20 protein-coding genes are annotated in these 22,386 nt (G+C 67.6%); 13 read left to right on the top strand and 7 right to left on the bottom strand.

Annotation, left to right across the window (positions count from 1 at the left end; translation table 11 throughout):
• Window positions 1-58 precede the first annotated feature (58 nt).
• From ACO2RV_RS12140 to ACO2RV_RS12130, 3 genes are all read right to left on the bottom strand, one after another.
• On the bottom strand, window positions 59-778 hold the full coding sequence (locus ACO2RV_RS12140; RefSeq protein ID WP_423293224.1) for a hypothetical protein: 720 nt from the start codon (window positions 776-778) through the stop codon (window positions 59-61).
• A 140-nt stretch (window positions 779-918) separates the two neighbouring features.
• Entirely contained in the window at window positions 919-1,572 is a 654-nt protein-coding gene (gene msrA, locus ACO2RV_RS12135) for a peptide-methionine (S)-S-oxide reductase MsrA (RefSeq protein ID WP_423293222.1), read from the bottom strand.
• Between the two features lie 91 nt (window positions 1,573-1,663).
• A complete protein-coding gene (locus tag ACO2RV_RS12130; RefSeq protein ID WP_423293220.1) occupies window positions 1,664-1,978 on the bottom strand; it encodes a hypothetical protein in 315 nt (104 codons plus the stop codon).
• 295 nt (window positions 1,979-2,273) lie between these two features.
• Here ACO2RV_RS12130 and ccoN point away from each other — a divergent pair, with 295 nt between their 5' ends.
• The 13 genes from ccoN to ACO2RV_RS12065 all read left to right on the top strand — a co-directional run bounded on the left by ccoN (window position 2,274) and on the right by ACO2RV_RS12065 (window position 18,471).
• Window positions 2,274-3,959 carry a cytochrome-c oxidase, cbb3-type subunit I gene (gene ccoN / locus ACO2RV_RS12125; protein WP_423293218.1) on the top strand — a complete coding sequence of 562 codons (1,686 nt, stop codon included), beginning with the start codon at window positions 2,274-2,276 and terminating at the stop codon, window positions 3,957-3,959.
• A 10-nt stretch (window positions 3,960-3,969) separates the two neighbouring features.
• Complete coding sequence (gene ccoO / locus ACO2RV_RS12120; protein ID WP_423293216.1) at window positions 3,970-4,725, top strand: cytochrome-c oxidase, cbb3-type subunit II; 756 nt, start codon at window positions 3,970-3,972, stop codon at window positions 4,723-4,725.
• Between the two features lie 11 nt (window positions 4,726-4,736).
• Entirely contained in the window at window positions 4,737-4,892 is a 156-nt protein-coding gene (locus ACO2RV_RS12115) for a cbb3-type cytochrome c oxidase subunit 3 (RefSeq protein ID WP_423293214.1), read from the top strand.
• Window positions 4,893-4,896: 4 nt separating this feature from the next.
• Window positions 4,897-5,796 carry a cytochrome-c oxidase, cbb3-type subunit III gene (gene ccoP / locus ACO2RV_RS12110; RefSeq protein WP_423293212.1) on the top strand — a complete coding sequence of 300 codons (900 nt, stop codon included), beginning with the start codon at window positions 4,897-4,899 and terminating at the stop codon, window positions 5,794-5,796.
• A 261-nt stretch (window positions 5,797-6,057) separates the two neighbouring features.
• On the top strand, window positions 6,058-7,518 hold the full coding sequence (gene ccoG, locus ACO2RV_RS12105) for a cytochrome c oxidase accessory protein CcoG (RefSeq protein WP_423293210.1): 1,461 nt from the start codon (window positions 6,058-6,060) through the stop codon (window positions 7,516-7,518).
• A 14-nt stretch (window positions 7,519-7,532) separates the two neighbouring features.
• Window positions 7,533-8,033 (top strand): FixH family protein, encoded by a 501-nt coding sequence (locus ACO2RV_RS12100; protein WP_423293208.1) that lies wholly within the window; start codon window positions 7,533-7,535, stop codon window positions 8,031-8,033.
• A gap of 12 nt (window positions 8,034-8,045) precedes the next feature.
• Window positions 8,046-10,286 carry a heavy metal translocating P-type ATPase gene (locus tag ACO2RV_RS12095; RefSeq protein WP_423293206.1) on the top strand — a complete coding sequence of 747 codons (2,241 nt, stop codon included), beginning with the start codon at window positions 8,046-8,048 and terminating at the stop codon, window positions 10,284-10,286.
• Window positions 10,283-10,459 (top strand): cbb3-type cytochrome oxidase assembly protein CcoS, encoded by a 177-nt coding sequence (gene ccoS, locus ACO2RV_RS12090; protein ID WP_423293204.1) that lies wholly within the window; start codon window positions 10,283-10,285, stop codon window positions 10,457-10,459. The genes ACO2RV_RS12095 and ccoS overlap by 4 nt, the downstream gene beginning before the upstream one ends.
• Window positions 10,456-11,601 carry an MFS transporter gene (locus ACO2RV_RS12085; RefSeq protein WP_423293202.1) on the top strand — a complete coding sequence of 382 codons (1,146 nt, stop codon included), beginning with the start codon at window positions 10,456-10,458 and terminating at the stop codon, window positions 11,599-11,601. Before ccoS ends, ACO2RV_RS12085 begins: the two co-directional genes overlap by 4 nt.
• Before the next feature lie 113 nt (window positions 11,602-11,714).
• Complete coding sequence (locus ACO2RV_RS12080) at window positions 11,715-15,128, top strand: acyl-[ACP]--phospholipid O-acyltransferase (protein ID WP_423293200.1); 3,414 nt, start codon at window positions 11,715-11,717, stop codon at window positions 15,126-15,128.
• Window positions 15,125-15,760: a TetR/AcrR family transcriptional regulator gene (locus tag ACO2RV_RS12075; protein ID WP_423293198.1), complete on the top strand. Its 636-nt coding sequence runs from the start codon at window positions 15,125-15,127 to the stop codon at window positions 15,758-15,760. The genes ACO2RV_RS12080 and ACO2RV_RS12075 overlap by 4 nt, the downstream gene beginning before the upstream one ends.
• Window positions 15,761-16,000: 240 nt before the next feature.
• Window positions 16,001-17,314: a protease gene (locus ACO2RV_RS12070; protein ID WP_423293196.1), complete on the top strand. Its 1,314-nt coding sequence runs from the start codon at window positions 16,001-16,003 to the stop codon at window positions 17,312-17,314.
• Window positions 17,315-17,349: 35 nt separating this feature from the next.
• Window positions 17,350-18,471: an MFS transporter gene (locus tag ACO2RV_RS12065; protein WP_423293194.1), complete on the top strand. Its 1,122-nt coding sequence runs from the start codon at window positions 17,350-17,352 to the stop codon at window positions 18,469-18,471.
• Here ACO2RV_RS12065 and ACO2RV_RS12060 read toward each other — a convergent pair.
• The 4 genes from ACO2RV_RS12060 to ACO2RV_RS12045 are packed head-to-tail and all read right to left on the bottom strand — an operon-like array spanning window position 18,468 to window position 22,345.
• On the bottom strand, window positions 18,468-19,577 hold the full coding sequence (locus ACO2RV_RS12060; RefSeq protein ID WP_423293192.1) for a zinc-binding dehydrogenase: 1,110 nt from the start codon (window positions 19,575-19,577) through the stop codon (window positions 18,468-18,470). The genes ACO2RV_RS12065 and ACO2RV_RS12060 overlap by 4 nt on opposite strands.
• Window positions 19,578-19,628: 51 nt before the next feature.
• Window positions 19,629-20,519, bottom strand: a complete 891-nt coding sequence (locus ACO2RV_RS12055) for an ABC transporter permease (protein WP_423293190.1) — start codon at window positions 20,517-20,519, stop codon at window positions 19,629-19,631.
• Window positions 20,512-21,336: an ABC transporter ATP-binding protein gene (locus ACO2RV_RS12050; protein ID WP_423293188.1), complete on the bottom strand. Its 825-nt coding sequence runs from the start codon at window positions 21,334-21,336 to the stop codon at window positions 20,512-20,514. Before ACO2RV_RS12050 ends, ACO2RV_RS12055 begins: the two co-directional genes overlap by 8 nt.
• Window position 21,337: 1 nt before the next feature.
• On the bottom strand, window positions 21,338-22,345 hold the full coding sequence (locus ACO2RV_RS12045) for an ABC transporter substrate-binding protein (RefSeq protein WP_423293186.1): 1,008 nt from the start codon (window positions 22,343-22,345) through the stop codon (window positions 21,338-21,340).
• Window positions 22,346-22,386: the final 41 nt, after the last annotated feature.

The raw sequence follows: 22,386 nt of genomic DNA, 5'->3' as shown, positions 1-22,386 counted from the left end.
TCGCGGATGCGAGAGGGGTGACACGCCGCCGGGCCGACGGCAAGTCCCCGCGACGCGCTCAGTTCGGCATCATCTTCTGATAGGTGTTTTTCAGATCGTCCTGAATGACGGTCGCCGTGCCGGTGGCGGAGAGCAGCAGGTCCTTGTCCGGCGTGTGCGTGCTGTAGCTCCAGCCGGCCGGCAGCTTCAGCCTGGCGCCGAGGCCCGGGAGGTCCGCGTAGGCGAGCGCCGGATCGACGATCTGCGCATAGGACTGCATCACATAGACCGCGCCATCCGGCCCGGTGAGCTGGAAGACCGGCTTGCCGGCGTCGAAACGATAGGTCGTCTCGCGTTCGATCGTCTGTTCGGTGAAGGCAGGTCCCATGGCCTGGTGCAGCGAGAGCGAGACCTCAGCGCGCTTGGCCAGCTTGATGCCGCCAACCGTGATTACCTCGCCGGTCTTGGTCGCGCCGGCGGCGACGATGCCGTCCATGAGGAAATGGCGCGGGCCATTCATCACCACGGCGAGGGTCTCGAACGCACCCAGCAGCTCGCGCCGCGTGAGCGCCTCCCATTTGTCGGCCGGACAGTCGTCGAAGCCGAGCGTGTTGTAGACCGAGGCCCTGAGCCCATCGAGCGTCACGTGGATGGGCACGATCTCGCAATAACGCGCGTCGCGCAGGGCCGGCGGCAACTGCGGTTGCTGGGCCTGCGCTGCACTGCCGGCCAGCGGCAGCAACAGTGCAACGACAGCGGCGACGCCGGAACGGAGATGCAGATGGCGGGAGATGGTCACGGCGTTCCCTGGGGCTACGTTAGGGTAGACCCAGGTTACAGCCCCGTGCTTGCCCGGCGGAAGGCGCCGGGGCGATGCGACCAAAAATAGACACCCCTCGGGGAAGCCGGGCGGCAGTCAACACCGCCGCCCTCACACATTCACACGTTGACGCCGGTGCCTAGGGCACAGGAGACGCCGGTGCCGCCGAGCCCGCAATAGCCGTTCGGGTTCTTGGCGAGGTATTGCTGGTGGTGCGCCTCGGCGAAATAGAAGGTCGGGGCGTCGACGATCTCGGTGGTGATCGCCGGGAAGCCTTTGGCCTTCAGCGCCCCATCATAGGCGGCCTTGCTGCGCTCGGCCGGCGCGCGCTGCTTGGGCGAGGTCAGGTAGATGCCGGAGCGGTAGGTGGTGCCGACATCATTGCCCTGGCGCATGCCCTGGGTCGGGTCGTGGCTCTCCCAGAACAACTTGAGCAGCTGCTCGTAGCTGACCTTGGCGGGGTCGTAGACCACCAGCACCGCCTCGGTATGGCCGGTGAGGCCGGTGCAGGTTTCCTCATAGGTCGGATTCGGCGTGATGCCGTTGATGTAGCCGACCGCTGTCACATACACGCCGGGCGTCTGCCAGAACTTGCGTTCCGCGCCCCAGAAGCAGCCCAGCGCGAAGATCGCGGTCTCAAAGCCCTCGGGGTAGGGGCCCTTGAGTGCGTTGCCGTTGACGAAATGGCGCGCGGCGGTGGGGATCGGCTGCGCGCGGCCCGGCAGCGCCTGCTCGGGCGTGGGCAGGTCGAGACTCTTCTTGAAGAAGAACATGTGTCGTCCCTCGATTGGATGTCCCCAATGTAGGCATTGGGGCGCCGGGATACGAGGGGGTGGGCAGCCTTGGTCGTGCGAACGCGTGGCCTCAGATCGTGGCGCCGCGCTTTTCCTTGCGCCGGCCGATCAGCATGAGCAGCAGGCCGAGCACCGCGAGCACCGCGAAGAGCGGTGCCTGCAGCAGCGGGGCCATGACGAGGTCCCAGCTTCCGGCCGGCAGCTTCTGCGTCATCAGCTCCTGCACATGCGCGAGGCTGTCCTCGCTGGTGGCGAGCCAGGCGACGCCGAGCGGCGTCATCACGATCTCCGACGAGGCGATGGAGCGCACGCCGTCGAGCACCAGCGCGACGAAGCCGCCGGCCAGCAGCCACATGCCGATGAAACGCAGCAGGAACCGGATCATGCGTAATCGTGTCCTCGGGCGCCCGAAAGCGGGGGCGCGTCGCTCCCTCTTAGACGCCATCGGCGAGGGCCTGCAAGGGGAGGCGGCGGCCCTTCTCCCTCAAGGAATACCGGCGGGCATCGGCGCGGTGCGTCGCCGCGTCATTCCGCCACTGCGCTCGCGGGTCCGTGAAGACCCTTAGACTTGATGTGAATCAAGGTTGAGACAGCGCCGTAGCGCGAATGGTCGACCCGGAAAAATGGAGTCGTTCCAGATCGATTTGCCAAAGCGAACCGATCGGGGCGTGGAGGGTCGCATGTCGGAACCGGATAGCTACGCCGCCGTCAAGAGCGTGCAGAAGAGCCTGACCTTTGGCGAGGGAGGGCTCGCCGTTGTCTTCACTCTCCTGGCATTGGGCTGCATCACCGTGGCGGCCAAGGCGCAGGACAGCGCCTATGCCTTCCATGCCTATCTCTCGGCCTTCGCGAGCCTGGCGACGGTGTTCGTCATCCTCAACCGCTATGTCGAGCGCCCCGCCGCGCTGCCGGCGCTGGAGATCGACGGCAAGCCAAACTACAATTTCGGCCCGGTCAAGTTTGCCACCATCGCGGCGGTGTTCTGGGGCATCGCCGGCTTCCTGATCGGCGTCATCATCGCCTTCCAGCTCGCCTTCCCGGCGCTGAACTTCGATCTGCCCTGGACCGCCTTCGGCCGGCTGCGCCCGCTGCACACCTCCGCGGTGATCTTCGCCTTCGGCGGCAACGTGCTGATCGGCACCTCGTTCTACGTGGTGCAGCGCACCTCCCGCGCCCGGCTCGCCGGCTATCTCGCGCCGTGGTTCGTGGTGCTGGGCTACAATTTCTTCATCGTCATCGCCGGCACGGGCTATCTGCTCGGAATTACCCAGAGCAAGGAATACGCCGAGCCGGAATGGTATGCCGACCTGTGGCTGACCATCGTGTGGGTGACGTATCTGCTGGTGTTCCTCGCCACCATCTGGCGCCGCAAGGAGCCGCACATCTACGTGGCGAACTGGTTCTACCTCGCCTTCATCGTCACCATCGCCATGCTGCATCTCGGCAACAACGCCACCGTGCCGGTGTCGGTGTTTTCGCCCAAGTCCTACATCGTCTGGTCGGGCGTGCAGGACGCGATGGTGCAGTGGTGGTACGGCCATAACGCGGTCGGCTTCTTCCTGACCGCCGGCTTCCTCGCCATCATGTACTACTTCATCCCCAAGCGGGCCGACCGGCCGGTCTATTCCTACCGGCTGTCGATCATCCACTTCTGGGCGCTGATCTTCCTCTACATCTGGGCCGGCCCGCATCACCTGCACTACACCGCGCTGCCGGACTGGGCACAGACGCTGGGAATGACCTTCTCGATCATGCTGTGGATGCCCTCCTGGGGCGGCATGATCAACGGCCTGATGACGCTTTCCGGCGCCTGGGACAAGCTGCGCACCGACCCGGTGCTGCGCATGATGGTGGTATCGGTCGCCTTCTACGGCATGTCGACCTTCGAGGGTCCGCTGATGTCGGTGAAGGCGGTGAACTCGCTGTCCCACTACACCGACTGGACCATCGGCCACGTGCATTCCGGCGCGCTGGGCTGGGTCGCCTACATCTCCTTCGGCGCCATCTACTGCCTGGTGCCGTGGCTGTGGCAGAAGCGCGAGCTCTATTCGCTCAAGCTGGTGAACTGGCATTTCTGGATCTCGACGATCGGCATCGTCTTCTACATCTCGGCGATGTGGGTGGCGGGCATCCTGCAGGGCCTGATGTGGCGCGCCTACACCTCGCTCGGCTTCCTCGAATACTCGTTCATAGAAACCGTCGAGGCGATGCACCCGTTCTACATCATCCGCGCTTTGGGCGGCGTGCTGTTCCTGATCGGCGGGCTGATCATGGCCTTCAACGTCTACATGACCATCCGCCAGCCCGGCACGGCCGAAGTCGATACCGGCGCGCGGGCCACCCCTTCCCTCGTGCCGGCTGAGTGAGGACACCATCATGGCTGAGGCAGCCGCAACCAAGAAGTCCCTCTGGGCCAAGCATGCCTTCCTCGAGAAGAACTCGATCTGGCTGGTGATCGGCATCCTGCTGGTCGTCGCGATCGGCGGTCTCGTCGAGATCGTGCCGCTCTTCTACCTGAAGAGCACCATCGAGAAGGTCTCCGGCGTGCGTCCCTGGACGCCGCTGGAGCTGGCGGGGCGCAACATCTATGTCCGCGAGGGCTGCTACAATTGCCACTCGCAGATGATCCGCCCGCTGCGCGACGAGGTGGAACGCTACGGCCACTACTCGCTGGCGGCCGAGAGCATGTACGACCGCCCGTTCCAGTGGGGTTCCAAGCGCACCGGGCCGGACCTCGCCCGGGTCGGCAACAAGTATTCCGACGAATGGCAGCGCCAGCACCTCGCCGATCCGCGCTCGGTGGTGCCGGGCTCGATCATGCCGGGCTATCCCTTCCTCGCGAAGACCGCGCTGAAATATGAGAACATCGGCGAGGACCTGCAGGTCAATGCGCTGCTCGGCGTGCCCTACTCGCCGGAAATGGTCGAGGGCGCCATCGCGGACCTGCGCCTGCAGGCGACCCCGGACGGCGACGCGGCCGAACTGCAGAAGCGCTATCCCGGCGCGCAGCTGCGCGATTTCGACGGCAACCCGAAGGTCGTGTCCGAAGCCGACGCGCTGATCGCCTATCTCCAGGCGCTCGGCACCATGGTCGACTTCAAGCTCTACGACGACAAAGCGAACATTCGCTGAGGAGGCATGAGATGAACGAGACCTATCGCGCCTTCGCGGAGTTCGCCCAGACCTGGGGACTCCTCTACTTCGTCGGCATCTTCCTGTGCGTGCTGATCTACGCGCTCTCCCCGAGCCGCAAGCAGCAGTTCGAAGAAGCCGCCCGCCTGCCTCTGAGCGAGGACTGAGACCATGGCCGACATTCATGCGCCTCATGCGCACAAGAACGAAGTCGACGCCGTCACCGGCGTCTCGACGACCGGCCACGAGTGGGACGGCATCCGCGAACTGAACAATCCCTTGCCGCGCTGGTGGCTGTGGACCTTCTATGTCTGCATCGTCTGGTCGGTGCTCTACTGGGTCGCCTATCCGGCCTGGCCGCTGGTCTCCAGCTATACCTACGGCGTGCTCGGCTGGAAGTCGCGCGACGCGGTGCAGGTGCAGCTCGCCGACCTGCGCGCCCAGCGCGCCGTATTCGCCGACAAGCTGGCCGCCGCCTCGCTGGAGCAGATCGAGGCCAATCCGGAGTTGCTGTCCTTCGCCCGCGCGCAGGGCCGGGCGGCGTTCGGCGACAATTGCGCGCCGTGCCACGGCTCGGGTGCCGCCGGCTCGCGCGGCTATCCGAACCTGAACGACGACGACTGGCTGTGGGGCGGCTCGCTGGAACAGGTCCAGCAGACCATCCTGCACGGCATCCGCTCGACCGATGCGGAGGCGCATGTCGGCGACATGCTGGCCTTCGGCCGCGACGGCGTCCTGCAGCGGCCGGAGATCGTGGCGGTGGCGGACTATGTGCGCTCGCTGTCGAACCTGCCGGTTCCTGCCGGAGTGACGCCGGACCTCGCCCAGGGCAAGGAAGTGTTCGCCGCCAACTGCGCCGCCTGTCATGGCGACGAGGGCAAGGGCAATCCCGAGCTCGGCGCGCCGAACCTGACGGACGGCATCTGGCTCTACGGTTCCGACCGCGACAGCGTGATCGCCTCCATCACCAATGGCCGCGCCGGCATCATGCCGGCCTGGTCCAGCCGCCTCGACGGCAGCACGATCAAGGCGCTCACCGTCTATGTCCACTCGCTGGGCGGCGGCCAGTAGGCGGGAGGCGTCGTCCTCCCCGCCCGAGGCGAAGCCGTAGAGCCGGGATCGCCCAGAGTCGTGTCACGTCATCCCGGATCGCCCTTTGGCCGTCCGGGATGACGTCTATCGAAGCTCCGGCGCCCCCTGCGGCAGCACGCCTCAGCGGCGGGGCGCCCCAGCGGCGCGCCGCCGCATAAGCATTTTCCCGCCCGGCAACGCCCGGATCGAAGGCGTAGTTTCGACGACTTACAAGGAGCTGTCCGAGGTTCGGGGATTGAAATGAACGTGGCGACCAAGGTGCAACCGGTTCAGGGCGAGGATGACGCTCCGCTCTATGAGGCACGGCGGAAAATCTATCCGATTGCCGTGCATGGCACGTTCCGCCGCATCAAGTGGACGCTGCTGCTGATCACGCTGGGCATCTACTACCTGACGCCCTTCCTGCGCTGGGACCGCGGGCCGAACGCGCCCTCGCAGGCGGTGCTGGTCGACCTGGTGAACGGCCGCTTCTATTTCTTCTTCATCGAGATCTGGCCGCAGGAAATCTATTACGTCACCGGCCTGCTCATCCTCGCTGCGCTGACGCTGTTCCTGATGAACGCGGTCGCCGGCCGGCTGTGGTGCGGCTATCTGTGCCCGCAGACCGTGTGGACCGATCTGTTCCAGGCCATCGAGCGCATGGTCGAGGGTGATCCACGCCAGCGCCGTGAGAAGCTGAAGACCGCCTCGAAGGCGCAGCGGGCGTTCGAGACCGTCTCCAAGCACTTCCTCTGGCTGATGCTCGCCTGGTGGACCGGCGGCGCCTGGGTGCTCTATTTCGCCGATGCGCCCACCCTGACCATGCAGTTGCTGAAGGGGCAGGCGCCGCTGGTCGCCTATCTGTGGATCGGCATCCTCACCTTCACCACCTATATCTTCGCCGGCCATATGCGCGAGCAGGTGTGCACCTATATGTGCCCCTGGCCGCGCATCCAGGCCGCGCTCACCGACGAATACGCTTACAACGTCACCTATCGCTATGATCGTGGCGAGCCGCGCGGCTCGCTCAAGAAGACCGAGGCGCTGAAGCTCCAGGGCCTGCCGGCGGGCGATTGCGTCGATTGCCGCCAATGCGTCGCCGCCTGCCCAACCGGCGTCGACATCCGCCTCGGCAGCCAGCTCGCCTGCGTGCAGTGCGGCCTGTGCATCGATGCCTGCGACACGGTGATGAACAAGGTCGGCCGTCCGACCGGGCTGATCGCCTACGACACCGAGATGAACGTGCAGCGGCGGGTCGAGGGCCTGCCGCCGGTGCACAAGTTCATCCGCGCCCGCACCGTGCTCTATGCCGCGCTGATCGTCGTCATCGGCGGCGTCATGGTCGCAGCGCTGGCAACTCGCGGCTCGGAAGGCGTTGCCGTCATCCACGACCGCAACCCGCTCTTTGTGCGGCTGTCCGACGGCTCGATCCGCAACGCCTACACGTTGCGTCTGGTCAACAAGCAGTCGATGCCGCGCCGCTTCGCCATCGCGGTCGAAGGCGTGCCGGACGCCAAGGTCGACATTACCGGCGCGGTGTCGACGGTCGAGGACGGCCGCCCCGTGGTCGAGGTCGGTCCCGACCAGACCTATGAGGTGCGCGTGCTGGTCTCCACCCACGCCAGGCTGCCGGCCAACGCCTCGCTCGACGTCACCTTCCACATCACCGATGTCGCCGGTGGCGAGATGTCGTCGGCACCTGACCACTTCAAGGGTCCCTGAACCCGGAGGACAGCATGGCCGCGCCCCTTTCCGGCGACCTCGACCACCATCCCGGCCGGGCCATCACCGGCCGTACGGTGCTCGCCTGCTTCATCGCCTTCTTCGGCATCGTCTTCGCCGCCAATTTCTTCCTGGTGCGTGCGGCGATCACCAGCTTCGGCGGGGTGGAGACGGAGAGCTCCTACAAGGCGGGCCTCGCCTTCCGGCAGGAGAGCGAGGCCGCCGCTGCGCAGGCGACGCTGCATTGGCAGGTGGAAGCGCATATCGAGCCCGGCCGGCTCGATATCACCGCCCGTGACGCGCAGGGGCGTCCTCTCACCGATGTCGTGCTGACCGCCGCGCTGCATCACCCGACCGACCGCCGGTTCGACGTGATGCTGGATCCGGAGAAGGTGGCGGCCGGGCAGTGGCGCGCAAGCGACGAGGTGAAGTCCGGCCAGTGGGAGCTCGTCATCGAGTTCAGCCGCGAGGGTGAGCGCCTGTTCCGCTCCACCAACCGCGTGCTGGTACGGTAGGGGCTGTCGCTCATGAGCGCCGAGGTCATCGCCTTCCCTGTCCGCGGTGGGGCGCTCGAGGCGCCCGAGCCTGCCGCGCAGGACTATTCGCTGTTCCTGCGCGAGGACGCGGGCGGGCAGAAGGAGATGGCCTTCGCGGTGGAGGGCATCGACTGCGCCGCCTGCATCGACGAGATCGAGGACACGTCCGAGGCGCTGCCGGGCGTGGCGCGGGCGCGGCTGAACTACACCACGCACCGGCTCACCATCGGCTGGAATGCGGGCGCGGAACCCCGCCCCGGCGAGGTGCTGAACGCGCTGGGGCGCATCGGCTACCGTGCCTATCCCTTCGAGGCCGACCGGCTGGAGGCGATCGAGCACGCCACCTCGCGTCACCTGCTGCGCTGTCTCGGCGTCGCTGGCTTCGCCATGATGAACATCATGCTGCTGTCGGTGTCGGTGTGGTCGGGCAATGCCAGCGACATCACGCCGGAAACGCGCGACCTGTTCCATTGGCTCTCCGCGCTGATCGCGCTGCCGGCCGCCGCCTATGCCGGCCAGCCCTTCTTCCAGAGTGCGCTGCGGGCGCTGAAATCGCGTTCGCTCAACATGGACGTGCCGATCTCGCTTGGGGTGCTGCTGGCGCTCAGCGTGTCGGTCTACGAGACGCTGAACCATGCCGAGCATGCCTATTTCGATTCGGCGGTGATGCTGCTGTTCTTCCTGCTCACGGGCCGCTACCTCGACCATGCCATGCGCCGGCGCACGCGGGCGGAGGCGGGCAATCTCGCGGCACTGAAGGCGGTGAGCGCCAATCGTATCGCGCCCGATGGCACGCTGGTCACCGTGCCTGCCGCAGCCGTGCGGCCGGGCGACGAGGTGATGCTGCGCGCGGGCGAACGCGCGCCGGTCGACGGTGTGGTGCTGTCCGGCACCGCCTCGGTCGACGAGAGCCTGATCACCGGCGAGACGCTGCCGCGCGCGGTAGTGGCCGGTGATACCGTTCATGCGGGCTCGCTGGCGCATGACGGCGTGCTCAGGCTCCGCACCACGGCGGTCGGCGAGGACACTTTCATCAACGAGATCGAGCGGCTGCTCGACAAGGCCGCGACCGCGCGCGGGCGCTATGTCCGCCTCGCCGACCGGGCGGCACGGCTCTATGCGCCGGTGGTACACGCCACCGCCCTGCTGTCGCTCATCGGTTGGCTGATCGCCGGCGCCTCGGTGCATCAGGCCGTGCTGATCGCGGTGGCGGTGCTGATCATCACCTGTCCCTGCGCGCTGGCGCTGGCCGTACCGGCGGTGCAGGTGGTGGCGGCCGGCACGCTGATGCGGGCCGGCATCCTGCTCAATGCCGGTGACGCCTTCGAGCGGCTGGCCGAGGTGGACGCCGTCGCCTTCGACAAGACCGGCACGCTCACTTTGCCCGAGCCGGCGGTCGTCAATGCGGACACGCTGCCGGACGGCCTGCTCAATGTTGCGGCGTGGCTCGCCCATGCCAGTACGCATCCCTTGGCGCGGGCCATCGCGGCGGCGCGGCCGGACGCGCCGCCGGTGGGCACGGCGCGCGAGGTGCCCGGCGCGGGCGTCGAGGCATTTGTCGACGGCGTTGAGGCCCGGCTGGGCAGTCCCGCCTTTTGCGGCTGCGAGGAGCTTGTGCCCCTGGCCGCGCCCGATGCCTCGCTGGTCGCGGTGCGGCTGGGCGAGGCGCGCGCGCTGATCGAATTGCGGCAGGTGCTGCGGCCGGATGCCAAGGCGGTGGTGGACGGGTTGAAGCGCCAGGGCAAGCGCGTCGTCATCCTTTCCGGCGACCGCGCGGCGGCGGTGGCGCCGGTGGCGCAGGCGCTGGGCGTGGAGGACTGGTGGTCGCAGGCGCGTCCCGCCGACAAGATCGCCGTGCTGGAAAGCCTTTCCGGCGAGAGTCGGCGCGTGCTGATGGTCGGTGACGGGCTGAACGACGCGCCCTCGCTCGCCGCCGCCCATGTCTCGCTCTCGCCGATCACGGCGGCGGATGTGACGCGCGCCCATGCCGACGCGGTGTTCCTCGGCGACCGGCTGGAGCCGGTGGCGATCGCGCTCGGCGTGGCGGCCAAGGCCCGCGGGCTGATGCGGCAGAACCTGATGATCGCGGTGGTGTATAATTTCATCGCGGTGCCGCTGGCCATTGGCGGCTATGTCACGCCGCTGATCGCCGCGCTGGCCATGTCCGGCTCGTCGGTGATCGTGACGCTGAACGCGCTGCGCGCCCGCACGGGCGCCAAGGAGGTCGCATGAGCGTTCTGCTTTATCTCGTTCCGGCGGCGCTGAGCCTTGGCCTCATGGGCCTTGCCGCCTTCATGTGGTCGCTGCGCTCGGGCCAGTACGAGGACATCGAAGGCGCGGCGGTGCGCGTGCTCAGCGACGATGATCTCGCGGACGTGCCGGCTTCGGCGCCGGGGCGCAAATGAGCGCGGGCGACTTCTTCGCGGCGGATGAACAGGCGCGGGCCGGTCGGCTGGGCTGCGCCTGCCCGGAGGATGCGCCGCGCGCGTTGCGGCGGCGCTTCGGTGCGGGGCGGCTGGCGGCGGGTTTCGCGCTGGTGGTGCTGGCGCAGGCGCTGACGCTCGGCGTGCTGCCGCTGGCCGGGGCCATGCTGGCGCCGCGTCCCGAACTGGCGGCGCTGCCGCTGGCGGCGTTTCTGGCCGGGGCGGCGGCGGCGAGCCTGCCGGCGAGCTTCTTGCTGGATGCCTTCGGTCGCCGCGCCGGCTTCGCGCTGGGTGCGAGCCTGGGCGTCGCCGGCGGGCTGATCGCCGCCTATGCCATGATGATCGCCGCCTTCCCGATGCTGGTGCTGGGGGCCGCCTGGCTCGGCGCGGCGCAGGGTTTCGGCCTGTTCTACCGTCATGCCGCCGCCTTCGGCGCGGGAGCCGGTGGGCAGGGCGCTGCGGTGGCGCATCTGCTCGGCGCCGGCGCGCTGGCCGGGCTGGTCGGCCCCGTGCTGGCGGGCGAGGCGGAGGCGCTCGCGGTCCCCTACACCTTCGCCGGAACGCTCGTTCTCGCCGCGCTGGCGCAGCTCGGCGCGCTGGCCTTCGCGGTCAGCCTGCCGGAAGCGCGTTTCTCCCATGCCGAGCTGACGGTGGAGGCGATGGGCGACGTCGCGTCGCCGCGCCGGCTCGGCTGGACGGCGCTGGTCGGGCCGACGCTCATTGGTGCGCTCGCCTGGGGCGCGATGACCTCGGCCATGGCGGGAGCGCCACTGGCCTTTGCCGGCTGCGGCATCGGCGTGCCGCTGATCTCCGGCTTCGTTGCCTGGCATGTGGTGGCTATGTATGCGCCCGCGCTGGCCGGCGGCCTGCTGGCGCGCCGCCTCGGCTCTGGGCCGCTTGCGCTGACGGCCCTCGCGCTCTGCATCGGCTCGGCGCTGGCGGTGCGGTTCGCCCCCGACGTCGCCGGCATCGCGGTGGCCTTCCTGCTGGTCGGCGCCGGCTGGTCGCTGGCGACGCTCGGGGCCACGCTGCGCCTGCACGAGGCGGGCATGCCTTCGCGCCTCCAGCTTGCCGTACATGACGGCACCCTGCTGCTCGCCGCGCTGGCGGGCGTGTTCGTCTAGACCGTTATCTCACTGTTGTGTCTCCGCGCTCCACCGTGCCACGCGGGCGCTTGACGTTGCGTCGATCTTATGTAAGTGATCGTTCACTAACATAAGATCGGGGAGAATGGTCGGTGTTCACGCGGCTCATGTCGGCACGGCGCTTCGCGCCGCTGTTCTGGTGCCAGTTCTTCTCCGCCTTCAACGACAATTTCGTGAAGAACGCGATGGCGCTGCTGATCCTCTACGGGCTCGGCGAGACCCATGGCGGCGCGCTGGTGACGCTGGCGGGCGGCGTGTTCATCCTGCCCTTCTTCCTGCTCTCCAGCTTCGGCGGCCAGATCGCCGACCGCTACGACAAGTCGCTGATCGCCCGGCGGGTGAAGTTCGCCGAGATCTGGATCGTGCTGGTCGCCTCCTCCGGCTTCGTCCTGGGCTCGCTGCCCATGCTGTTCCTCGGCCTGTTCCTCATGGGCTGCGTCAGCGCGCTGTTCGGGCCGGTGAAATACGGCATCCTGCCCGACCATCTCGCCCGCGACGAACTGGTTTCCGGCAACGCGCTGGTGGAGATGGCGACCTTCGCCGCCATCCTCGGCGGCACGGTGGCGGGCGGGCTGGCCATCACCCATACCGGGGACTGGTCGGTAGCCGGCGTCACCTTCGTGCTGGCGGTGATCTCCTGGCTCAGCGCGCGCGCCATCCCGCACACGGTCGAGGGCGCGCCGGATCTCAAGATCGACACCAATATCTGGCGCAGCACCATGGCATTGCTGCGCGAACTGCACACGCAGACCAATGTCTGGCGCGGTGCGCTCATCGTCTCCTGGTTCTGGCTGGTCGGCGCGGTGGTGCTCTCGCTGTTGCCGACATTGGTGAAGGAGAATGTGGGCGGCGGCGAGAGCATCGTCACGCTGTTCCTCGTGCTGTTCACCATCGGCGTCGCCATCGGCTCGACGCTGGCGGCCAAGGCATCCGAGGGGCGCATATTGCTGGCGCTGGTGCCCTTTGCGGGCGTGCTGATGGGCGGCTTCGGGATCTATCTCGGGCTTTATCTGGAGACCATGGCGCCCTCCGGCGTCGGCGTGGGCTGGCACGAGTTCCTGTTCTCTGCCGCCGGCTTCCACACCGCGCTTGGCCTGATGGGTATCGCGGCGGCGGGTGGCGCCTTCGTCGTGCCGACCTTTGCCTTCATTCAGGTCGAGGCGGGGGAGGAGCGCCGGGCCCGTGTCATCGCCGGCAACAATGTGCTGAACGCCGCCTTCATGGTCGTCGGTGCCGTGGTGGTGGCCGGGCTGCAGATGGCGGGCGTGGGCGCGCCGGCATTGCTGCTGCTGATCGGCGTGCTGAGCCTCGTCGTGGCGGTGCTGGTCGGGCGCGCCTTCCAGGGCCATGTGCTGCGCGACCTGATCCGCCTCGTCTTCCGCTTCCTGTTCCGCGTCGAGGTGAAGGGGGCCGAGCACCTGAAGGCCGCCGGCCCCGGCTCGGTTATCGCTATCAACCATGTGAGCTTCCTTGATGCGCCGCTGATCATGGCGCTGCTGGAGCACGACCCCATCTTTGCGGTGGATGCCGGCATCGCCCAGCGCTGGTGGATCAAGCCCTTCCTCAAGCTGGTGCGGGCCTTCCCGCTCGACCCGACCCGCCCGCTGGCGACGCGCGACCTGATCAAGCTGGTGCAGCAGGGCGAGCGGCTGGTAATCTTCCCAGAGGGGCGCATCACCGTCACCGGCTCGATCATGAAGATTTATGACGGCTCGGCGCTGGTGGCCGACAAGGCCGAGGCGCCGATCGTGCCGGTGCGCATCGAGGGGTTGGAGCGGACCTATTTCTCCCGCCTGACGCCGGACCAGACGCGCAAGCGGCTATTTCCCAAGGTGCGGGTGACCATCCTGCCGGCCCGGCGCATCGAGGTCGATCCGGAACTGTTCGGCCGCAAGCGGCGCCGCGTGGCGGGTGCGGCACTCTACGACATCATGTCCGACCTGATGTTCGAGACCGCCCACACCAACTTCACCATCTACCAAGCGGTCGTGGAGGCGGCGGAACGCCTCGGCAAGAGCCGGATCGTGGTCGAGGACCCGCTCGGCACCTCGCTCAGCTACCGCAAGCTGCTGATGGGAGCGAAGATCCTCGGCGACAAGCTCGCCGTGGAGACGGAGCGCGGTGAGAAGGTCGGCGTGCTGCTGCCCAACGCCGCCGGTGTCGCCGTGGTGCTGATGGGCCTGCTGCGCCACGCCCGCGTGCCGGTGATGCTCAACTACACCGCCGGCGCGGTGAACCTCGTCGCTGCCTGCAAGGCGGCGGAGGTGAAGACCGTCATTTGCTCGCGCGTCTTCGTCGAGAAGGCAAAGCTGGAAGCGGAGGTCGAGGAGCTCTCCAAGCATGTGCGCGTGTGGATGAGCGAGGACATCCGCGCCGGCGTCACCACCCCAGACAAGCTGCGCGCCCTGCTGCCGGGCCGCGCGCCCAAGCCCGCCGATCCGGACGCGCCGGCCTTCATCCTGTTCACCTCGGGTTCCGAGGGCTCTCCGAAGGGCGTGGTGCTCTCCCACCGCAACATATTGACCAATGTGGCGCAGGTAGCGGCGCGCATCGATTTCTCGCCCGCCGACATCATGTTCAACGTGCTCCCGGTGTTCCATTCCTTCGGGCTCACCGGCGGGCTGGTGCTGCCCATGGTCTCGGGGCTGAAATGCTTCCTCTACCCCTCGCCGCTGCACTACCGGATCATTCCGGAACTGGTCTACGCCACCAACGCCACCGCCATCGTCGGCACCGACACTTTCCTTATGGGCTATGCCCGCACCGCCAACCCCTATGACTTCCGTTCGCTGCGCTTCGTGGTGGCGGGGGCCGAGCCGGTGAAGGCCGAGACGCGGCGCATGTGGATGGAGAAGTTCGGTCACCGCATACTGGAAGGCTACGGCGTCACCGAATGCTCGCCGGTGCTGGCAGTGAATACGCCGATGTTCAACCGCGCCGGCACGGTCGGCCGGCTGCTGCCGGGTATCCACCACGCGCTGGAGCCGGTGCCGGGCATCGCGGAGGGTGGTCGGCTCAACGTGCGCGGGCCGAACGTCATGCTCGGCTATCTGCGTCCGGAGGCGCCGGGCGTGCTCGAGCCGCCGGAAAATGGCTGGTACGACACCGGCGACATCGTCGCGCTGGACGAGGACGGCTTCGTCGCCATTCGCGGCCGTGCCAAGCGCTTTGCAAAGATAGCCGGCGAAATGATTTCGCTCGCCGCGATCGATGCCATGGTGTCGGCACTGCGGCCCGATGCCGAGCATGTCGCGGTCACGGTGCCGGATGCCAAGCGCGGCGAGCGCATCCTGCTGCTCACCACCGCTCCCGACCTCACGCGGGCGGCGCTGCAGGCGCATGGACGCGAGCTCGGCGTCACCGAGCTGATGATTCCGGCCGAGATCCTGCCGATGGAAGAACTGCCGCTGCTCGGTTCCGGCAAGGTGGACTTCACCCGCGCGCGGGTGATTGCGCTGGAGGCCATCGCGGCGCGCGGCCAGGCGGTGGGGGCAGGCGGGGAATGACCGCGCGCGGCATTCCCGCGCCGCCCCGTCGCGCGGCCCGCGCGGTGGCCCCGCGCCGCGGCCGCGACGGCACGGCGACGCGGGCGCGCATCGAACAGGAGGCGCTGGTGCTGTTCGCGCAGAAGGGCGTCGACGGCACCTCGGTGCGCGACATCGCCCTGCGCGCAGGGCTGAGCGAGGGCGCGCTCTACCGGCACTTTCCTTCCAAGGAGGAGCTGGCGCGCGAGCTTTTCCTCTCGCATTACGCGGCGCTTGCCGCCGAAATCTGCGCCGTCGATGCGCGCGCCGTCCCCTTGCCTGAAAAGCTGAAGGAGGTGGTGGCGCTCGCCTGTCGGCTGTTCGATGAGGAGCCGGCGCTGTTCGCCTATCTGCTCATCCACCAGCACGACCATCTGCGCCATGTGCCGGAGGTGCCGGAGGCCAATGTCGTCGAGGCGGTGGCGCTGCTGCTGCTGCGCGGCGCGGGGCTCTCTGCCGACCGCGCCAGCCTGGCTGGTGCCATGGCGCTCGGCTGCGTGGTGCAGCCAGCGGTGTTCGCGCTTTATGGGCGGCTCAAGGGTCCGCTTTCCGCGCATGCCGACGCCATCACCCGCGCGGTGACGGGGATCGTCGAGGGCGCGCGGGGCAACTGAGCGCTGGCGGCCTCTTGGTCGGCAAAGCCGCACCACGCATGGAGGCTAGCCTCATGCTGCTCGCCCTGCCGCTGACCGCCGGATGTCGAATCGGATCCCCCTCTCGGCGCGGGTCGGATTCAACCGGGGAAATGTGATCAGGGACGGATTTCCCATGCTCTTGCTATAGTAGCGTCACTACAGGGTTGACGCGCCACGCCGATTGGCGCGGCGCGTCCGCCGGGTTGTCGGGGTCGGGGCGTGTTGAAGCTGGCGTTCGTGTTGATCGGTCCGGACGCGTTCCGTTCGCGCTGGTACATGCTGGCGGCCGCCGGCACCGTGCTCATCGGGCTGGGAGCCCTGCTCGCCATCGATGTGATGCATACCGTCGCGCTCATCGCCTATGGCGCGCTGGGGCTGGTCTTCATCGGTGGCGGCCTGGCGGCGTTTCTGGTCGCGCGCGACGCGACAGGCCAGCGCTTCGCCTTGCTGAGAGGGGCCGGCCTCGTGCTCGCCGGAGCGCTGATCCTCGCCGCCCTGTTCCAGAGCGACTGGCACCTCGCCCTGTTTTTCGCCCTGGCCTTTGCGCTGGACGGATCGATCCGGCTCGCCTCGGCGCTGATCTTCCGCTTTCCCGGCTGGCGGCTCATCGCGGCCTGCGGGCTTGGCGAACTGATGCTGACGACGCTGCTGCTGGCCGACTGGCCGCTGCCGCACCATCAGAACGTTCCGCTCTGCGTCGGCCTCTTCATCGGGCTGTCGGGATGGCTGATGCTGCGTTTCGGCCTGTTGCTGCGGACGCTGGAGGACGAGGTGGCGATATTGATGCTGCCCGTCTTCGCCGGCCGGGGCTGGTACGATCACGCGCCGGTGCTGATCGGCGAGGAGCCGGCGCGGCGTGAGGGCGACGCGCCGCTCATTGTCCATATCTGGACCCCGGCGGCTTCCGCCAATGCGCGGGAGCGGCGGCCAATCATCGACCGCTATCTCGTCGCCATCGGCTCGGACGGTAATCTGTCGGCGGGTCACGCCTCGCTGGAGATGGCGCCTAACCTCTATATCAGTCACTATCCGGCAACGGAGACCGCCATTGGCGTGAATGGGCTTCATGCCGGCGCGGCGAACAATATTCCCGGCCGCTTCCTCGCCTCCTATGCCGAGGAGGTGGCGGACTGGTGCCCCGCCGACGCGCATGTCGTCTTTCACAATTTCAGCCCACGCCGCCTGAACGCCTTCTGGACCGGCTATCGGCAGGACGCGACATACAACTTGGCCAACCGCAACTGCTCGGTCGTCGTGGCCGCCGCGCTCGACGCGGCACTGGAGGGCTCGCTCGCGCGGCGCCGGCCATGGCTGTGCCTGATCCGGCTGCTGGTGAACCCGGACATGTGGGCGGCGACGATGGTGCGCAGCCGGGCGATGTCGATGACCTGGACGCCCGGCCTGGTGCTCGATTACGCGCGGGTGCTTGCCCGACTCGTCGATCGACGCGAACTTTCCTGGTCGCGGCGCTTCACCGATTTCCTGGCGCGGCTGCGCGCCGGCGACCACAACATCGGGGTCCTCCCATCATAGAACAGGCTGCTTCCCCCGAAACCGCCGGATCCAACTTGCTGTCGCGTGGCGCGGTCATCGCCACGGCGATGATGTTCGGCCTGACCTACAGCCTGAGTGCTGCGGTCATTGCGCTCAATCTCGTCGAGCGCGGGCTGAGCGAGTCCGTCATCGGCGCAAATGCGGCGATGCATGCCGTCGGGGTGCTCATCACGGCGGTGACGCTACCCCGCATCGTGACCTTTTTCGGCATTCGCCGGCTGGTCATCCTGGCCCTCGTCGTTGCTGCGGCCGCACTGACGGCCTTTCCGGCCCTCCCGCTGCTATGGGTGTGGTTCCTGCTCCGCCTGATGCTCGGCATGGCGTCCGAAGTCCTGTTCGTGCTGTCGGAGGCCTGGACCAACAGCCTCAGCACCGAGGCGACGCGCGGGCGGGCCATGGCGACCTACACCGCCGCCCTCTCCATAGGCTTCGCCCTCGGGCCGACGATCCTTTCCGTGCTGGGATCGACCGGTCATGCGGCCTATTTCGTCGGCGCGGCGATCGCCCTGCTGGCGGCGACGCTGGTTGCCTCGCCCAGGGTCGCGGCGCCGGACTTCGATAAGCCGGCGAGCGGCAGCCCGATCCGCTTCATGCGGCTGGCGCCCGTGGCGATTTTCGCCACCATGCTCAATGCGGCGATCGAGACGGCCGGCCTGTCGTTCCTCGCCATCTATGCCGTCAATCTGGGCTGGGCGGAGAGCGGCGCGACCAGCCTGATGTCCTGCATGATGATCGGCGCCATCCTGCTCCAGCTGCCCATTGGCTGGCTGGGCGACAAGGTGGACCGCGTCAAGCTGGTGGCCGCGCTTGGGGCGCTTGCGGCGCTCGGCGCGCTGGTCTGGCCGCTGGCCCTGAGAAGTGAGTGGCTGACTTATGGCCTGCTGTTTCTCTGGGGCGGGGCGTTCGTCGGCATCTACACCATCATGCTCGCCGTGGTCGGCAGCCGCTTCCAGGGTGCCGAGCTGATCGGCATCTACGCCGCCATGGGGCTGGTGTGGGGATTTGGCGCGTTGCTCGGCCCCGTTCTGGCGGGTTTCGCCATGGAGCTGAGCGTGCACGGGCTCGCCTTCTTCGCGGCCGCGATCTGCACGCTCTTTGCCGTCTTCGTGCTCCTGCGCGGTCGAGCAGCGACTTAGCCCGCGATCTGGATGATCGGCTTCACCTCCTGCTGCAGGCGCATCCGCTCGAGGGCGATGTTGACCTCGTCGAGCTGGTAGGTGTTCGACAGGATGCGGTGGAAGGGGATGTGCGACTGGTGCGCGGCAATGAAATCCAGCGCCTTCCAGTACGCCTTCGCCTCGCCGCCCAGTGAGCCGATGATGCGCAGGTTCTTTGTGGTGATGATGGAGGGCTGGAACGTCATCTGCCCCGATCCGAGCAGGCCGACCGTCACATAGCGCCCGCCTCGCCGCGCCAGCTGAAGCCCTTCCAGAAAGGCGCTGGGCTGGCCGGCGAACTCCATCACGATGTCGGCGCCGCGGCCCGAGGAGACGTCGAGTACCGCCGCGCGGCGCTCCTCCGCGGTGGTGCCCTCGACGGAGAGGATCACGTCGGCGCCAAATTCGCTGGCCAGCGCCAGCCGGGCCTCTGGGGCGCCGATGACGATAACCCGCCGGGCGCCGGAGACTTTCGCCACCGCGACCGCCAGCAGCCCGAGAGGGCCGCAGCCTTGGATGAGAACTGTGTCGGTGGTGGCGATGGTGCCGAGCTCGTCGAAGGCGTTCATCACCGAACGGAATGCACAGCTCGACAGACTCGCCAGCTCGTTCGAGACGTCGTCCGGCACCTTGACGCGGCCTGCCTCCGGCAGCACGTAGCCATATTCCGAGAAGCCGCCGAGCAGGTACGGGTAGCGCTCGACATTCTCATACATATAGGCGCGGGCGTTCTCGCACAGGATGGGCTGGCGCGCCGCGGTGCAGAAATAGCAGGAGCCGCAATGGGTGCGCGTCCAGGTGATGCGGTCGCCGATGCGCAGCGGCGCGCCGAGCGAGTCGCGCTCCGCGCCAGAACCGATGCCGATCACCCGGCCCAACATCTCGTGCCCGATGATCACCGGCAGGTCGACCTTGCGGGTCAGCGAGCCCTGCCAGAGGTGAACGTCGGTGCCGCAGACCGTACAGGTGTCGATCTTCGTGAGCAGGGCGCCGGGCTCGATCTCCTGGGGAACCTGCACCTCCTCGATGGCGAGCGGCACCTTGTATTCGCGCAGAACCGCCGCGCGGCTCCATTTGGGCAACATGTCTAACCTCGTGGTGACGATTGGCGCCGGGAATGCCGCGAGCGTGTCCGCTCAGTGCTGCATGCCCCACCGCTTGACGGTGCGATTCTCGATGAAGCCGAAGATCACCCCTTCGACGAAGAGGCCGATGAGGATCACCGTCGCGAGGCCGGCGAAGACATTGGCGGTTTCGAGCGCGTTGCGGTTCTCGAAGATGTACCAGCCGAGTCCGCCTGAACTGCCGGAGACGCCGAACACCAGTTCCGCGGCGATGAGCGTGCGCCAGGCGAAGGCCCAGCCGATCTTCAGGCCGGTGAGGATCGAGGGGAAGGCCGCCGGGATCAGGATGTTGATCACCAGCCGCACGCCTTCGAGCCCGTAATTGCGCCCGGCCATGCGCAGCGTCTGGCTGGTGGCGAGGAAGCCGGTATGGGTGTTGAGCGTCACCGCCCAGAGGACGGAGTGGACGATCACGAAGATCAGGCTGATCGGTCCGAGGCCGAACCAGAGCATCGCCAGCGGCAGCAGGGCGATGGCCGGCAGCGGATTGAACATGGTGGTGAGCGTCATCAGCAGGTCGGTGCCCAGCCGATGCGAGACGGCGAGCGTGGTGAGAACGCCTGCCAGCGACACCGCGATCGCATAGGCCACCACCAGCACCTTCAGCGAACCCCAGACGCGCGCCGGCAGGACGCCGCTGAGCACGCCGTGCCACCAGGCCACCAGCACGTCGGTGAAGCTCGGGAACAGCAGCGCGTTGTCGAGATAGCGCGCATAGAGTTCCCACGCGAGGATGAGCACCGCCAGCACGCCGGCGCGGCGCAGCCAGGTGAGATTGTAGAGCCGTTCGGCGATGCCGAGCTCACGCTCGATCTGGCCGGCATCGGAGGAATCGAGTGGGGTGAATTCGAGTTCGGGGCGCGACGCTCCGCGCGCGATGGCCGGTGTGAGCGGGCTATTCATGGGAGACCCCCTGAACCTTCTCGCCGAACAGCATGTGGCTGATGCGGCGCTGGAGGCCGTTGAAATCGGCGCTGCCGCGTAGGTCGAAGCCATAGGCTTCCGCGTCGAGCTCCGCGCGGACCTGGCCGGGATGCGGCGTGAGAACGAGGATGCGATTGCCGAGCAGAATGGCTTCCTCGATGGAATGGGTGACGAACAGCAGCGTGAAGCCGATATCGTCCCACAGCGCGAGCAGCTCCTGCTGCATGCGCTGGCGGGTCAGCGCGTCGAGCGCGGCGAAGGGTTCGTCCATCAGCAGCACCGCCGGTTCCATCGCCAGCGCGCGGGCGATCGCCACGCGCTGCTTCATGCCGCCGGAGAGCGTGTGCGGGTAGGCGTTCTCGAAGCGCGACAGGCCGACCTTCTCGATGACGGACCGCGCGCGATCGCGCAGTTCCGCCACGGGAAAGCGCCCCGTCTTGCGCATCGGGAACATCACGTTCTCGATGACGGTGAGCCAGGGCGGCAGCTGGTCGAACTCCTGGAACACCATCATCCGGTCGGCGCCGGGCCGGGTGATCTTGCGGCCGCCGAGGCGGATCTCGCCCTCCACCGGCGGCAGGAAGCCGCCGATGGCCTTCAGCAGGGTGGATTTCCCGCAGCCGGAAGGGCCGAGCAGAATGTAGCGGTCCCCGGCGAAGACCTCGAAGGAGACCTTGTAGGTCGCGGTCACGACATGGTCGCGCGTCTTGTACTGCAACGTCGCCCGATCCACCTGCAGCAACGGTGCGACGGGCGCGGGGCGATCCCCCAGTTCCTGCGGGACAACCGACAGCATGTCAGCTCCCCTTTCGGTCGGCGATATTGGGGAAGAAGGCGTCCTGCCATTTGGCCAGCGGGGCCTTGATGTCACCCTGGCTGTAGAGGAAGTCGGCAAAGGCCATGACCGCGTTGGGCGCGACCGAGAATACCTCGACGGGGTCCCGTACCAGCGCCTCGACCTCGTCGAGGGTGAGCTTGGACGATTCCTGCTTCAGGTAGATTTCTGCCGCCTTGCGGGGATCCGAGGCGATGATGGCGTCGGCCTCGTCAAGCGCGGCGACGATGGCATCGGCGATGGCCGGGTTGGCCTGAACGAAGTCACCCTTGGCCGCCAGCACCGCGCCAGTCGGGGAGCTGCCGAGGATATCCGTCGAGGTGAGGATCTTGTGGACCTGGGGATCCTTGGCGAGGAAACCGCTGAAGGGCGGGGTGGAGAAATAGCCGGCGATGGTCTTGCCGGCGGTCAGCGCCACAACCGCGTCGGGATGGGGCAGGGAGATCATCCGCGTGTTGAAGGCATCCACATTGCCGAGCTGCTTGCCCGCCGCGATGCGCAGCAGGATGGCCTGCGGCGAATTGCCGGCGGTGACGGCGATGCGGTCGTCGGGGCCGAAATCGGCGATCGACTTTATCGCGGGATTGTTGGTGTAGAGTGAGTAGGGCGTGCAGGTGACGCTGGCGAGCACCTTGACCTTCATCGAGGCGCGGGTCTTGTCGAACAGGATGAGCGCGGCCGGCAGGCCCAGCGCACACAGGTCGACCCGTCCGCCAAGCAATGCGTCGATGCTGGCCGGCGAACCGCTTAGCCGGGTGATGGCGAAGGTGGCGTCCTTCTCGCCCTTCAGTACGGCGTGCTTGCCGAACAGGCCGAGATCGCTCGCCACCATGATTGGCAGATAGCCGAAGCCGTACTGGATGGCGATGTTGACGGTCTTGCCGTCGGCGCGCGCCAGACGCGGCGCGCAGAGCGTGAGGGCGGCCGTGGCGGCGAGGCCGTTGAACCCGCGGCGAGATAGGTTGGTCATTGGTTTCCTCCTGTTGCGTTCTTCGCTAGGTGCTGGCGCTA

The organism is Ancylobacter sp. VNQ12 (genome assembly GCF_049445835.1).
Taxonomy (GTDB): domain Bacteria; phylum Pseudomonadota; class Alphaproteobacteria; order Rhizobiales; family Xanthobacteraceae; genus Ancylobacter.
This window is presented reverse-complemented; position numbering and strand designations above follow the sequence as displayed.

What these genes read in the sequence shown, in the direction of transcription:
- msrA (WP_423293222.1), bottom strand. Translation starts at nt 1,572, where the DNA reads ATGTTCTTCTTCAAGAAGAGTCTCGACCTGCCCACGCCCGAGCAGGCG.
- ACO2RV_RS12130 (WP_423293220.1), bottom strand. Translation starts at nt 1,978, where the DNA reads ATGATCCGGTTCCTGCTGCGTTTCATCGGCATGTGGCTGCTGGCCGGC.
- ccoN (WP_423293218.1), top strand. Translation starts at nt 2,274, where the DNA reads ATGTCGGAACCGGATAGCTACGCCGCCGTCAAGAGCGTGCAGAAGAGC.
- ccoO (WP_423293216.1), top strand. Translation starts at nt 3,970, where the DNA reads ATGGCTGAGGCAGCCGCAACCAAGAAGTCCCTCTGGGCCAAGCATGCC.
- ACO2RV_RS12115 (WP_423293214.1), top strand. Translation starts at nt 4,737, where the DNA reads ATGAACGAGACCTATCGCGCCTTCGCGGAGTTCGCCCAGACCTGGGGA.
- ccoP (WP_423293212.1), top strand. Translation starts at nt 4,897, where the DNA reads ATGGCCGACATTCATGCGCCTCATGCGCACAAGAACGAAGTCGACGCC.
- ccoG (WP_423293210.1), top strand. Translation starts at nt 6,058, where the DNA reads ATGAACGTGGCGACCAAGGTGCAACCGGTTCAGGGCGAGGATGACGCT.
- ACO2RV_RS12100 (WP_423293208.1), top strand. Translation starts at nt 7,533, where the DNA reads ATGGCCGCGCCCCTTTCCGGCGACCTCGACCACCATCCCGGCCGGGCC.
- ACO2RV_RS12095 (WP_423293206.1), top strand. Translation starts at nt 8,046, where the DNA reads ATGAGCGCCGAGGTCATCGCCTTCCCTGTCCGCGGTGGGGCGCTCGAG.
- ccoS (WP_423293204.1), top strand. Translation starts at nt 10,283, where the DNA reads ATGAGCGTTCTGCTTTATCTCGTTCCGGCGGCGCTGAGCCTTGGCCTC.
- ACO2RV_RS12085 (WP_423293202.1), top strand. Translation starts at nt 10,456, where the DNA reads ATGAGCGCGGGCGACTTCTTCGCGGCGGATGAACAGGCGCGGGCCGGT.
- ACO2RV_RS12075 (WP_423293198.1), top strand. Translation starts at nt 15,125, where the DNA reads ATGACCGCGCGCGGCATTCCCGCGCCGCCCCGTCGCGCGGCCCGCGCG.
- ACO2RV_RS12060 (WP_423293192.1), bottom strand. Translation starts at nt 19,577, where the DNA reads ATGTTGCCCAAATGGAGCCGCGCGGCGGTTCTGCGCGAATACAAGGTG.
- ACO2RV_RS12055 (WP_423293190.1), bottom strand. Translation starts at nt 20,519, where the DNA reads ATGAATAGCCCGCTCACACCGGCCATCGCGCGCGGAGCGTCGCGCCCC.
- ACO2RV_RS12050 (WP_423293188.1), bottom strand. Translation starts at nt 21,336, where the DNA reads ATGCTGTCGGTTGTCCCGCAGGAACTGGGGGATCGCCCCGCGCCCGTC.
- ACO2RV_RS12045 (WP_423293186.1), bottom strand. Translation starts at nt 22,345, where the DNA reads ATGACCAACCTATCTCGCCGCGGGTTCAACGGCCTCGCCGCCACGGCC.